The sequence below is a fragment of the Isoptericola variabilis 225 genome, from assembly GCF_000215105.1.
Lineage (GTDB): Bacteria > Actinomycetota > Actinomycetes > Actinomycetales > Cellulomonadaceae > Isoptericola > Isoptericola variabilis_A.
This window is the reverse complement of record NC_015588.1, coordinates 1,909,374-1,922,968: the sequence shown is the minus strand read 5'-3', so window position 1 is coordinate 1,922,968 and position 13,595 is coordinate 1,909,374. Positions and strand designations below refer to the sequence as shown.

Sequence of the window (13,595 nt, the reverse complement as noted above, 5' to 3'; positions counted from 1 at the left end):
CGGCGGGCCCGCGCGGGCATAGCATGGGTGGCCGTGTCGGACATCGCGGATGCCGCCAAGCGCCTGCTGCTGGGACGCCCCATGCGCAGCGGGAGCGAGGGCCGCAGACTCCTGCCGAAGCGGATCGCCCTGCCGGTCTTCGCCTCGGACGCCCTCTCCTCCATGGCGTACGCGCCCGACGAGATCCTCCTCATGCTCGCGGTCGCGGGGCTCGCCGCGACGACCGTGTCGCCGTGGGTCGGCCTCGGCGTCGTCGTCGTGCTCCTCGTCGTCGTCGCATCGTACCGCCAGAACGTGCGCGCCTACCCGTCGGGAGGCGGGGACTACGAGATCGCCACGACCAACCTGGGCACGACCGCGGGCGTCGGCGTCGCGTCGGCCCTGCTGCTCGACTACGTGCTCACCGTCGCCGTGTCCCTGTCGTCGGCGTCGCAGTTCGCGGCCACGATCATCCCCGCCGTGCGGGGGCGTGAGGCCGCGGTCGCCGTCGTGCTGGTCGTCGTCCTGACGATCGTCAACCTGCGCGGCGTGCGCGAGTCGGCGCGCGCGTTCGCCGTGTCCGTGTACCTGTTCATGCTGCTCATGGGCGCGATCGCGGTGACCGGCGCGGTGCGGCACCTGTCCGGCACGCTCCCGCAGGCCGAGAGCGCGCAGTACGACGTGGTGCCCGCGGCCGGGTTCGAGGCCGGGCTGGTCGGCGTCGCCGGCGCGTTCCTCGTGGCGCGCGCGTTCGCGTCCGGCGCGGTCGCCCTGACCGGCGTCGAGGCCATCAGCACGGGCGTCCCGGCGTTCCGCAAGCCCAAGGCGCGCAACGCCGCGCGCACGCTGGCGCTGCTCGGCGTCATCTCGGCCGCGACGCTCATGATGGTGCTGCTGCTCGCGCGGGCCACGGGCATCCGGTTCGTCGAGGACCCCGAGACCCAGCTCACGCTCGACGGGGGACCGGTGCCGGACGACTACGACCAGCACCCCGTGCTCGGCCAGCTCGCCGAGGCGGTGTTCGCCGGTTTCGCGCCCGCCGCCGTCGCCGTCGCCGTCGTCACGTTCGTGATCCTGCTCATCGCGGCCAACACGTCGTTCACGGGGTTCCCGCGGCTCGGCTCGATCCTGGCCAAGGACGGCTACCTCCCGCGCCAGCTGCACACGCGCGGCGACCGGCTGGCGTTCTCCAACGGGATCATCACCCTCGCGATCGCCGCGGCCGTGCTCATCGCCGCGTTCGACGCCTCCGTGACACGACTCATCCAGCTGTACATCGTGGGGGTGTTCGTGTCGTTCACCATGTCGCAGCTCGGCATGCTGCGGCACTGGACGCGCGCGCTGCGCACCGAGCCCGACCCGCGCGAGCGGGCCCGCATGAAGCGCTCGCGCGTCGTCAACGGCGTCGGCTTCGCGATGACCGCGGCGGTCCTGCTCATCGTCCTCGTCACCAAGTTCACGCACGGGGCCTGGATCACGCTCGTGGCCATGGGCGCCGTCTTCGTGATCATGATGGCGATCCGTCGCCACTACGACCGCGTGAGCGAGGAGCTCGCGCTCGACGACCTCGCCGAGGCCCGCGCGCTGCCGAGCCGCGTGCACGCGATCGTGCTCGTCTCCAAGATCCACAAGCCGACCATGCGCGCGCTCGCCTACGCGCGGGTGTCGCGCCCGTCGGTCCTCGAGGCCATCACGGTCGGCGTCGACCGCGAGGAGACCGAGGAGCTCATGCGCCAGTGGGAGGCCCTCGACCTGCCGGTCCCGCTGCGCGTGCTCGACTCCCCGTACCGCGAGATCACGCGTCCGGTGCTCAAGTACGTCCGCTCGGTGCGTCGCGAGTCGCCGCGCGACCTCGTGGTCGTCTACCTGCCCGAGTACGTCGTGGGGCACTGGTGGGAGCACCTCCTGCACAACCAGTCGGCGCAGCGCCTCAAGGGACGGCTGCTGTTCACGCCGGGCGTCGTCGTCGCGTCCGTGCCGTGGCAGCTCTCGTCGTCCGCCGGGCAGACCGGTCTCGAGGACGTCACGACGTACCGCCCGTTCTGAGCCGCCCGGCCCCGGCCGCACGCACTGAGCCGCACGTCACGCGGACGACGTCGGGCGAGGCGCTCGCGGCGGGGGAGAATGGCACCCATGCCCCGACCCCGTCGTTCCTCGCCGCGCCCGCGTCCCTCGACCCCCGACCCGGAGGCCGGCCGCGAGCTCGAGCTCGAGGTCGGTCCGGCCGCCCACGGTGGCCACTGCGTCGCGCGGCTCGACGGCCGCGTCGTCTTCGTGCGCCACGCGCTGCCGGGCGAGCGCGTCCGCGCCCGCGTCACCGAGAGCGGGTCGCGGTTCTGGCGCGCCGACGCCGTCGAGGTGCTCGAGGCGTCGCCCGACCGCGTCGAGTCCGCCTGGCCCGAGGCCGGCCCGGGCGGCGTCGGGGGCGGGGAGCTCGCGCACGTCTCGCTGCCGGGCCAGCGGCGCTGGAAGGCCGACGTGCTCGCCGACCAGCTGCGCCGCATCGCGCACGTCGAGCGCACGGTCGCGGTCGAGGCGGCGCCGGGTGACGACGAGCGTGGCGGCCTCGCGTACCGCACGCGCGTCGAGCTCGTGGCGGACGGCGAGGGCCGCGCCGGGATGCGCCGCTTCCGCTCGCACGACGTCGTCGCCCTCGACCGCATGCCGCTCGCGACCGAGGCGGTCGCCGCGCTGGCCGAGGCGGAGGGCGTGTGGACCCGGCGCTGGCGACCGGGCGCACGCCTCGAGCTCGTGGCCCCGGCCGACGGGTCCGCGCCCGTGCTCCTCCTCGACGGCGCACCCGTGCGGCGCGGCACGCCCGACACCCGGCCCAACGCGCGGCGCGCCGTGACCGAGACCGTCCGCGCCGGCGGCGTCGAGCACCGGTACCGGGTCGCCGCCGACGGCTTCTGGCAGGTGCACCGCGAGGCGCCCGGCGTGCTCGCCGGGGCGGTCCTCGACGCCGTGCTCGGGCAGTCGGGCGACGTCGCGGGCGCGACGGTGCTCGACCTCTACTCGGGCGCGGGCCTGTTCACGCTGCCGCTCGCGCACGCCGTCGGTCCCGACGGGCGCGTGGTCGCCGTCGAGGGCGACGCCCGCGCGGTCAAGGACGCGCGGCGCAACGCGCACGACCTGCCCCACGTCGAGCTCCACCTCGGCGCGGTCGACCGGGTCCTCACCGACGGCGACGCCGGGGGAGCGGGCGTCGGTGCGGCCGACGTCGTCGTGCTCGACCCGCCGCGCGCGGGCGCGGGGCGGACCGTCGTCGACGCGATCGCCGACCGCGCGCCGTCGCGCGTCGTCTACGTCGCGTGCGACCCGGCCGCGCTGGCGCGCGACGTCGGGTACCTCGGCGAGCGCGGGTACGAGCTCGCGTCGCTGCGCGGGTTCGACCTGTTCCCCATGACGCACCACGTCGAGGCGGTCGCGGTCCTCACCCGCTGACCGGCCTGGCGGTACGGTCGAGGCGTGGACGACGACGCGCGCGACCGCTCCGTACGGCGCTGGCTGCCCACGCGGCTCGCGGTCATCGCGCTCGCGGTGGCCGTGGCGCTCGTCGTCGCGCTCGTCGCCCGGCCGCCCGCGCGCGTGGCCGTCGAGACGTACCCGGGCCTGCCGCCGGCTGCCGACGTGCCGCCCGAGACGTTCGAGCCCGGCTGGGTGCTGGACCCGCAGACGCGTCGGCTCGCGGTCTACGCCGCCGGGAGCTCGTCGTGCCCGTACGTCGCGAGCGACGTGCAGGCCGACGGCGACCTGGTGACGGTGACCCTGTCCGTGGAGGAACGCGGGCCCTGCACCGACGACCTCGCCTGGACGACCAGCGTCGTCGCGGTGCCCGACGGCGTGGACCTCGAGCGGCTCGACGTCGAGGTCGTCCTCGACCGGTGGCCGTGAGGCGACCCTAAGTATCTTGACGTCAAGATAAATGGTCTATGCTGGGGCGTGCCCGGTCTTCGGTACGTAGGCTGGGCAGAGCCCCAAGACCCAGCACGGCTCCGGGTGCCGCGGACGGCCCCGGCGCGCCGTGCCCGTCACGCCCCGCAGAAGGAGCCGTAGTGAGCAGCGTGGACACGTTCGGATCGAAGGGAACGCTGGAGGTCGGCGGGAAGGCGTACGAGATCTTCCGCCTCTCCGCCGTCGAGGGCCTCGAGCGCCTCCCGTACTCCCTGAAGATCCTCGCCGAGAACCTCCTGCGGACCGAGGACGGCGCGAACATCACCGCCGACCACGTGAACGCCCTGGCGTCGTGGGACCCGCAGGCCGAGCCCAGCACCGAGATCCAGTTCACGCCGGCGCGCGTGATCATGCAGGACTTCACCGGCGTGCCCTGCGTCGTCGACCTCGCCACGATGCGCGAGGCCGTCGCCGAGCTCGGCGGCGACCCGGCCAAGATCAACCCCCTCGCTCCGGCCGAGTTGGTCATCGACCACTCGGTCCAGATCGACGTCGCGGGCCGCCCCGACGCGTTCGAGCGCAACGTCGAGTTCGAGTACCAGCGCAACCACGAGCGCTACCAGTTCCTGCGCTGGGGCCAGACGGCGTTCGACGACTTCAAGGTCGTCCCCCCGGGCACCGGCATCGTGCACCAGGTCAACATCGAGTACCTGGCACGCACCGTCATGACGCGCGAGGTGGACGGCGTGCTGCGCGCCTACCCCGACACCTGCGTCGGCACCGACTCGCACACCACGATGGTCAACGGACTGGGCGTGCTCGGCTGGGGCGTCGGCGGCATCGAGGCCGAGGCCGCCATGCTCGGCCAGCCCGTCTCGATGCTCATCCCGCGCGTCGTGGGCTTCAAGCTCTCGGGCTCGATCCCCGCCGGCGTGACGGCGACCGACGTCGTCCTCACGATCACGCAGATGCTGCGCCAGCACGGCGTTGTCGGCAAGTTCGTCGAGTTCTACGGCTCCGGCGTGTCGCAGGTGCCGCTGGCCAACCGCGCCACGATCGGCAACATGTCGCCCGAGTTCGGCTCGACCGCGGCGATCTTCCCGATCGACGACGTCACGATCGACTACCTGCGCCTCACCGGCCGCAGCGACGAGCAGCTCGCGCTCGTCGAGGCGTACGCCAAGGAGCAGGGCCTGTGGCTCGACCCGCAGGCCGAGGGCTACACCGAGCCGCAGTTCTCGGAGTACCTCGAGCTCGACCTGTCGACGGTCGTGCCGTCGATCGCCGGCCCGAAGCGCCCGCAGGACCGCATCGAGCTGAGCGAGGCCAAGGAGGCCTTCGCGACGGCGATCCTCGACTACGTGTCGACCGACGAGGCCGCGCGGTTCCGCGCGCCCATGGCGAGCCTCGACGAGTCGGTCGAAGAGACCTTCCCGGCGTCCGACCCCATCGCGACGGGGCACGACGAGCCCGGCGACAAGCCCGTCGCCGCGGGGCACGGCGACTCCTCGAAGCGCCCGCACAAGGTCGTGCCCGTCACGCTCGCGGACGGCACCACGACCGAGCTGGACCACGGGCACGTCGTCATCGCCTCGATCACGTCGTGCACCAACACGTCGAACCCGTCGGTCATGATGGCCGCCGCGCTCCTGGCGAAGAACGCGGTCGACAAGGGCCTCGCGGCCAAGCCGTGGGTCAAGACGTCGATGGCGCCCGGCTCGCAGGTCGTCACCGGCTACTACGAGAAGGCCGGTCTGTGGCCGTACCTCGAGAAGCTCGGCTTCCACCTGGTGGGCTACGGCTGCGCGACCTGCATCGGCAACTCCGGCCCCCTGTCGGACGAGATCTCGGCCGCCGTCAACGAGCACGACCTGTCGGTCGTCTCCGTGCTGTCGGGCAACCGCAACTTCGAGGGCCGCATCAACCCCGACGTCAAGATGAACTACCTGGCGTCGCCGCCGCTGGTCATCGCGTACGCGCTCGCGGGCACGATGGACTTCGACTTCGACACCGACCCGCTCGGCACGGACGCGCAGGGCAACCCGGTGTTCCTCAAGGACATCTGGCCGACGCCCGACGAGGTCCAGGCGACGATCGAGCGCTCGATCGACCGCGACATGTTCGAGCGCGACTACGCGGACGTCTTCAAGGGCGACGAGCGCTGGCGCGCGCTCGAGACGCCCGAGGGCGACACGTTCTCGTGGGACCCCGAGTCGACCTACGTTCGCAAGCCCCCGTACTTCGAGGGCATGGGGATCCGCCCGGAGCCCGTCTCGGACATCCGCGGTGCGCGCGTGCTCGCCAAGCTCGGCGACTCGGTCACCACGGACCACATCTCGCCCGCGGGGTCGATCAAGCCCGACAGCCCGGCCGGGAAGTACCTCGCCGAGCACGGCGTCGAGCGGCGCGACTTCAACTCCTACGGCTCGCGCCGCGGCAACCACGAGGTCATGATCCGCGGCACGTTCGCGAACATCCGCCTCAAGAACCAGCTCCTCGACGGCGTCGAGGGCGGCTTCACGTACAACTTCCTGAAGAACGCCCAGGACACGATCTACGACGCGGCGCAGGACTACGCGCAGGCGAACATCCCGCTCGTGGTGCTGGGCGGCAAGGAGTACGGCTCGGGCTCGTCGCGCGACTGGGCGGCCAAGGGCACGCGACTGCTGGGCGTCAAGGCGGTCATCACCGAGTCGTTCGAGCGCATCCACCGCTCGAACCTCATCGGCATGGGCGTCCTGCCGCTGCAGTTCCCGGCCGGCGAGTCGGCGGACTCGCTGGGCCTCGACGGCACGGAGACCTTCGACATCGAGGGCATCACCGCGCTCAACGAGGGCACGACGCCGCGCACGGTCACGGTCACGGCCACCAAGGCCGACGGCACCACCGTCGAGTTCGACGCCGTCGTGCGGATCGACACGCCGGGCGAGGCCGAGTACTACCGCAACGGCGGCATCCTGCAGTACGTGCTGCGCTCGCTCGTCGAGGGCTGACGTCGCACGGGACCGCGCACGACGGACGCCCCGTCGCTCCCTGGGGAGCGGCGGGGCGTCCGTCGTCGTTCGGGGCGAGGCTCAGCGGCCGACGTCGGACCGCGCGGCCGCGCTGACGAGACGCGGCCGGTCCTTCGGGCCGATGTGGCCGTCGGCGACCAGCCGGTCGGCGAGCTCGCGCACGTGCGCCACGAACGCGCCGTGGTTGGCGTAGGCGCCGTCCTCGTCCACGAGATCGTTGATCGTGCAGCCGTTGCCCGTGTCGACGTTGGGCACGGTCGTGACGACCCCGGCGACCACGACGGTCGGACGCTCGTCCGACGCGGGGCAGGCGTCGGTCCCGTCGTGCGCCACGCGGAACGTGACGGACTCGACCTCGGAGGTGTTGCCCGCCTCGTCGGTCGCCCGGAACCGCAGCTCGTGCGAGCCCGCCGCGCTCACGGTGACCGGTCCGGTGTACTCCTGGAACGGTCCGTCGCCGAGCGCGTACTCGATCGACGCGACGCCCGACCCGTCGTCCTGCGCGGTGATCGTCACCGTCGCCGAGCCCAGGTACGCGCCGTCGTCGCCGAGGTCGCCCGCGACCTCGGCGGACACGGTCGGCGCGGTCGTGTCGGCGGGCTCCTCGTCAGCCGCCACGACCGTGAGCCCGAGGCTCGCCGGGACGGAGACGTTGCCCGCGTTGTCGACCGCGCGGTACCGCACCGCGTAGGTGCCCGGCGTGTCGAGGACGACGGGGTCGGTGTACTCGACGAAGCCGGCGCCGTCGACCTCGTACTCGACCGTCGCCACGCCCGAGCCGGTGTCCGCGGCGGACAGGACTACCGTGGCCGACCCGACGTAGCGGCCGTGAGCGTCCTGCTCGCCCAGGACCTGGGCCTCGACGGTCGGGGCGGTGGTGTCGTCGGGCTCCGGCTCGACGACGGTGAAGGTCACCGACCCGGGCTCGGAGACGTTCCCCGCGTTGTCGATCGCGCGGAACCGCACGGTGTGCGTCCCCGGGGCGTCGACGGCCACCGGGCCGGTGTACGTGGCGAAGCCGCCGCCGTCGAGCTCGTACTCGACCGTCGCGACGCCCGAGCCGGCGTCCTCGGCGGTCAGCACGACCGTCGCGGAGCCGACGTACGCACCGTCACCGTCCATGTCGCCGGTGACCTGCGCCGCCACGGTGGGCGGCGTGGTGTCCTCCTCGACCGGCTCCACGACGGTGAACGACACCGACCCGGCCTGCGACACGTTCCCGGCACCGTCGGTCGCCCGGTAGGCGAGCGTGTGCGCCCCCGGGGTGTCGACCACGACCGCGCCGGTGTACGCGGTGAAGCCCGCGCCGTCGAGGTCGTACTCGATGCTCGCGACCCCGGAGCGGTCGTCGGTCGCGGCGAGGGTGACGGTGGCCGCGCCCACGTAGGCGCCGTCGGCGTCCTGCTCGCCGGCGACCTCGGCGCTCACGGTCGGGGGCGTGGTGTCCTCGACGGGCTCCTCGACCACGACGAGGTGGACCATGCCCGCCTCCGACGTGTTGCCCGCCTCGTCGGTGGCGCGGTAGCCCACCATGTGCATGCCCGGCTCGTCGATGACGATCGGTCCGGTGTACTCGACGTAGCCCGCGCCGTCGAGGTCGTACTCGATCGACGCGACACCCGAGTCGTCGTCCGTGGCGGAGAGCGTCACGGTGGCGGAGCCCACGTACGCACCGTCGTCGTCGCGCTCGCCCGCGACCTCCGCGGTCACGGTCGGTGCGGTGACGTCGCCCGGGTCGGGCGAGGCGACGGTGAACGTCACCGTCCCGACCTCCGAGACGTTGCCGGCGTTGTCCGTGGCTCGGTACCGCAGCGTGTGCGCGCCGGGCGTGTCGACCGCGACCGGGGCGGTGTAGGCGGTGTAGCCGGCGTCGTCGAGGTCGTACTCGATCGACGCGACGCCGGAGGAGTCGTCGGCCGCGGAGAGCGTCACGGTCGCTGCCCCCACGTACGCTCCGTCGGCGTCCTGCTCGCCCGTCACCTCGGCGGTGACGGTCGGCGCGGTCGTGTCGTCCTGGCCGCCGCCGTCGGTGACGACGAGCTCGCCCGCCATCGTGCCGTGGCCGGGGATGGCGCAGAAGTAGCGGTACGTGCCCGGCGTCAGGACGACCTGCGCCTCGTGCACCCCGCGGTTGGTGTCCCACGGGTTGGCGAGGATGTCGAGCGTGACGTCGTGGTTGTAGCCCGGCGTCGTCGTGTCGAACGTCAGCGTGTGGCTCATGCCGATCGTGTTGCCCGCCGTGACGCTGTTGTCGAAGACGATCGTGGCCGGGCCGGCGACGGCCGTCGCCGGGGCCGAGGCGTACGCCGTGACGCTGTTGTTCGCCGTCCAGGTGAGCACCTGCTCGGCGCTCTGCTCGGCCGCGGTGGTGGACGTGTCGGTCGTCACGGTGGTGGTGGTTGTCGTCGTGGTGGTGGCGGCCACCGGCCCGGACGCGGGCGCGGGCCGCGGCGCGGCCGCCGCGACGGGCACGAGCCCGGCCAGGACCAGCGCGCCCGTCAGGGCGCCGGCGACGACGCTGGAGCGGGGGAGCAGACGTCTGCCGCCCGGTCGGCGGCGGTGGAGCTTCTCGGAAGACATGCGTACCTCTCAGGTCTGCGGGGGACGGCTCGACCGTCCGTGAGGGGTGCCGGGCGGGCTACAGCTCCTGCACCCGGATGTTGCGGAACTCGATGAGGTCCGCGTTGCCGTGGTTCTGCAGGCCCACGTAGCCGCTCAGGAACTGGCGCAGGTCCGTGGGCGGGTCGCCGGCACGCGACGAGGAGATCCCCGGCACGTTGTCGAAGGTGTTGATCACCTCGCCGTTGCGGACGATCTCGTAGTGCTGCCCGACGACGCGGATCTCGTAGGAGTTCCACTCGCCCTTGGGCGTCACGCCGGCGTCGCCCAGCCCGACCGGGTCGAAGTTGTAGACCGAGCCGGTCTTCTGCGGCTCGCCACCGGGACCGTCGTAGATCTGGATCTCGTGGCCGCAGTAGATCGCCACCCAGGCCTCGGAGCCGGTGAGCTGCCCGCACTCGGGCCGCTCGTCCTGGGGGACGCGCGGGTCGGGGAACCGGGTGAACACGCCGCTGTTGGCGAAGTGGTCGCCCGCGGAGACGTCCCGGTACTCGAGCTTGAGGGAGAAGTCGCCGAACTCCTCCGCCTCGTACCAGAGCATGCCCAGCCCGCCCTGCGAGCGCAGCGACCCGTCGGCGGTGAGCTCGAAGCTGCCGCCCGGCGCCTGCCGCCAGCCGTCGAGGGACTCGCTCGTCCCGTCGAAGAGCCAGCGGTAGCCGGTCTGGCCCGGCTTGCCGACGTCGGAGCGCGCCGCCGCACGGGTGATCGCGCCCTTCTCCTTGCCGGTGATGACGCCGTCGGCCTGGAGCTGGTTGAGCACCGTGTTGACGTGCTCCATGAACGCGCCGTGGCCGTCCCAGTCGCCCTCGTCGTTGATCAGGTCGTTGATCGTGCAGCCGCCGAGGTCGTCGTTCGGCACCCCGGTGTCCGTGCCGCCGACGTGCACCGTGCCGCGGCCGTCCGGGATCGTGCAGGTGATCCGGACCGGCACGTCGACGGTGACCTCCTCACCGTCGGCGTACGTGACGGTGAGCGAGGCGTCGTACTGCCCGACGCGCGCGTAGGTGTGCCGGGGGTCGGGCTCCGTGGACGTGGTGCCGTCCCCGAAGTCCCAGTGCCACGACACGCCGCCCGAGCTGCTTCCCGTGAACGCCACGGTGAGCGGGTCGCTCTGGACGCTGGTCGCGGTCCCGGCCGGTGCCGGGGTCGCCGGCCCGCCGTCGTAGGTGATGCGGATGAGCTTCTGGTTCGGGTGCAGCGAGAAGAAGCCGCCCGCGTAGTCGAGCATGTACAGCGCGCCGTCCGGACCGAACTTGGCGTCCATCCAGCTCTGCAGCGCGTTGCTGCCGCCGCCCGAGCGGATGATGCTGCGCAGGTCCTCGACGAAGACCGGCGGGCCGGCCTCCTCGACCGTGTCCGGGTTCACCGTCACGGCGACGCGGTTGTTCGCGTTCGACTGGTCGCCGATGAACCACTTGTTGTCCCAGTGCTCCGGCCAGGCGACGCCGCTCTCGGTGTCGACCTCGGACCGGTGGTACGTCGGGCCGTCCATGATCGCCTGCCCGCCGCCGCGCAGGTACGGCTGCGTGTAGGTGGCCTCGTCGTCGACGTACGACGGGATCCCGTTCTCGTCGCGCGGGAAGACGGGTCCGCCGCCACCGGGGGAGTACCAGATCATGTTGTCCCGCGCGGGCGGGATGTCCACGAGGCCGGTGTTGCGGGGCGAGGTGTTCTTCAGGTTGTCGCAGTCGTACCAGCCGGTCAGGACGCTCGCGTCCTCGTTCGACCGGTCGCGGTACGGCTGACGGTCGCCCATGCAGTACGGCCAGCCCTGGTTGCCCGCGGACGTGATGATCGTGGCGGTCTCGTACTTCGCCGGACCGAGCTCCGGGTCCGGGCTGAACGCGTCCGGCCCGACCCACGCGGCCGTGAGCCAGTCGTTCTTCGAGTCCCAGGCCAGGCGCGAGATGTTGCGCACGCCCATGACGTAGATCTCCGGCTTCGTCTTGTCCGCCGGGTACTCGCCCTCGGGGAACAGGTTGCCCTCCGGGATCGTGTACGTGCCGTCGGGCTCCGGGTGGATCCGCAGGATCTTGCCGTTGTAGTCGTTCGTGTTGCCCGACGTGCGCCGAGCGTCCTGGAACGAGATCCCGGCGAACTCCTGGGTCCAGTTGTTGCCCGAGTAGCCGTTCGACCCGCCCGAGGAGTTGTTGTCGCCCGAGCCGATGTAGAGGTTGCCCTCGTCGTCGAACGCCATGCCGCCGCCGGCGTGGCAGCACGAGTGGATCTGCGTCTCCCACGCCATGAGGTCCACGCGGGTCGACTGGTCGATCGTGTTCGCCTCGGCGTCGTACGTGAAGCGCGAGACGGTCCGCTCACCGACGCGGCGCTCGCGGTCGATGGACTCGTGCGGCATCCAGAAGACGTAGACCCAGCCGTTGTCGGCGAAGTCGGGGTCGAGCGTGATGCCGATGAGGCCCTCCTCGTTCTTGACGAGCTCCGAGCCGCTGCCGCGGTTGCCCATGACCTCGAGGGTGGTCAGGAGCGACGTCTCCTTCGTCTCGGGGTCCCACCGGTGGATCGTCCCGCAGCCGAGGCCGACGTCGGGGTTCTCCCACGGCACGATCGGGCCGGACGGGCACGCCGCCTTGCCGATGTAGAAGACGCCGCCGTCGTCGGCGATCGTCAGGCCGTGCGGCTCGCCGATCTGGTCGAGCTGGCCCGGCGCGTTCGTGCCGGTCAGTCGCTCGATCGTGTAGTTGGCGCCGATCGTCGCCTGGCAGTCGCCGCGCACGACACCGGTGGACCACAGGAGCGCGCCCGCGAGGTGGTCGCGGAACTCGGGCTCGCCGTAGCTCTCGGCCGTGCCTCCCATGCCGGTGTAGAACGAGCGCCCGCCGTCGTAGTCACGGCACCACGAGACCGGGTGGAAGGGGCCGTTCGCGCCCTCGCCCGGGTCGTAGTCCCACTCCTGGACCTGGGCCACCGTGTGGACCTCGCCCGTCGGGTTGGGGCTCCAGTTCAGCCACCGGTCCGACCGGGTCCAGTTGACCGGCAGGCCCTCGTTGGCCGGGTGGTGCCGGTCGACGACGTTGACCGTCGCCTCCTGGACGGGGATCTCGGGCTCCTCGCCCTCGAACGCGGACGCGTCGTAGATCGCCCAGTCCGCGAGCTGCGTCAGCGGCTCGCCGGCGTTCTCGGTGATGTCGAGGCGGAAGTGCGTGTACGCGGTGTCGTTCTCGATCGCGAAGTCGCGCGTGAGGAACCGGTCCGGGAAGTCCTCGTCCGTGCGCGAGTCGAGGTCCACCCACGTCTCGCCGTCGGTCGACGCCTGCAGCGTCCAGGACTGCGGGTCCCGGCCGTCGAAGTCGTTGGCCGACGTCAGGGCGTACCGGACCGCCGTGACCGGCTCGCTCATCTCGTACTCGAGCCACGCGGTGCGCTCGAACGCGAGCCACTTGGTGCCCGGGTCGCCGTCGGTCAGGTTGGCCTCGGTCTCGTTGGGCGGGTTGTTGGCGCTCGCGGTGACGTTCGCGACGTCGGCCGGGTCGGGCAGGTTGCCGACGGGCCGGGTCCCGATCAGGCCGGTGAACCACTGCGAACGCTCCTGCGCCCGGGCGGCGTCGCGGACGCCGAGGAATCCTCCGCCGCCCTCGACGAACGCCCGCAGGGCGTTCTCGGCGTCGGCGTCGAGCTCGGTGCCCTCGGCGGAGAGGAACACCACGCCGCGGTACTGCGCGAGGTTGTCGGTGGTGAAGGCGGCCGGGTCGTGCGTCACGTCGACCGCGAAGCCGTGCTCGCCCGCGATCTCGCCGATCGTGTCGGCGGCGACCTCGACGGGGTCGACCTGCGCGGCGGGGTCGCCGTGGAAGATCAGCACCCGCAGGTCGGTGGGCAGCGTCGCGGCGGCCGCGGCTCGCGTCCCCCCGTCGGTGCCGGCCGACTGTCCCTTGCCCTGCGCGGCCGACGGCGACGTCGGCTCCGGGCTGGGGTCCGCGGCCGGAGCGGCGGCCACCGGTGCCACCGCGAGCCCTGCCGCGAGGACCGCACCTGCGGTCGCGGCGAGTGCCCGTCGTCTGAGCTCCCGCGGTGGCGTGCCACCGCGGAGCCCTCGGTCTCGTCCTGTCCGTTCCATCACTGCTCCTTTGC

At 72.4% G+C, this 13,595-nt stretch carries 6 protein-coding genes; 4 read left to right on the top strand and 2 right to left on the bottom strand.

What is annotated here, in order from left to right:
* Positions 1-33: 33 nt before the first annotated feature.
* The 4 genes from ISOVA_RS08960 (at position 34) to ISOVA_RS08945 (ending at position 6,866) form a co-directional block, all read left to right on the top strand.
* Positions 34-2,025 carry an APC family permease gene (locus ISOVA_RS08960; protein WP_041295299.1) on the top strand — a complete coding sequence of 664 codons (1,992 nt, stop codon included), beginning with the start codon at positions 34-36 and terminating at the stop codon, positions 2,023-2,025.
* Positions 2,026-2,112: 87 nt separating this feature from the next.
* Positions 2,113-3,423 carry a class I SAM-dependent RNA methyltransferase gene (locus ISOVA_RS08955; protein WP_013838915.1) on the top strand — a complete coding sequence of 437 codons (1,311 nt, stop codon included), beginning with the start codon at positions 2,113-2,115 and terminating at the stop codon, positions 3,421-3,423.
* Between the two features lie 24 nt (positions 3,424-3,447).
* Complete coding sequence (locus ISOVA_RS08950; protein ID WP_013838914.1) at positions 3,448-3,873, top strand: hypothetical protein; 426 nt, start codon at positions 3,448-3,450, stop codon at positions 3,871-3,873.
* A 161-nt stretch (positions 3,874-4,034) separates the two neighbouring features.
* On the top strand, positions 4,035-6,866 hold the full coding sequence (locus ISOVA_RS08945) for an aconitate hydratase (protein ID WP_013838913.1): 2,832 nt from the start codon (positions 4,035-4,037) through the stop codon (positions 6,864-6,866).
* 81 nt (positions 6,867-6,947) lie between these two features.
* Here ISOVA_RS08945 and ISOVA_RS08940 read toward each other — a convergent pair whose 3' ends face one another.
* On the bottom strand, positions 6,948-9,467 hold the full coding sequence (locus tag ISOVA_RS08940) for an OmpL47-type beta-barrel domain-containing protein (RefSeq protein WP_013838912.1): 2,520 nt from the start codon (positions 9,465-9,467) through the stop codon (positions 6,948-6,950).
* Positions 9,468-9,525: 58 nt separating this feature from the next.
* Positions 9,526-13,461: a ThuA domain-containing protein gene (locus ISOVA_RS08935; protein WP_233275867.1), complete on the bottom strand. Its 3,936-nt coding sequence runs from the start codon at positions 13,459-13,461 to the stop codon at positions 9,526-9,528.
* Positions 13,462-13,595 lie beyond the last annotated feature (134 nt).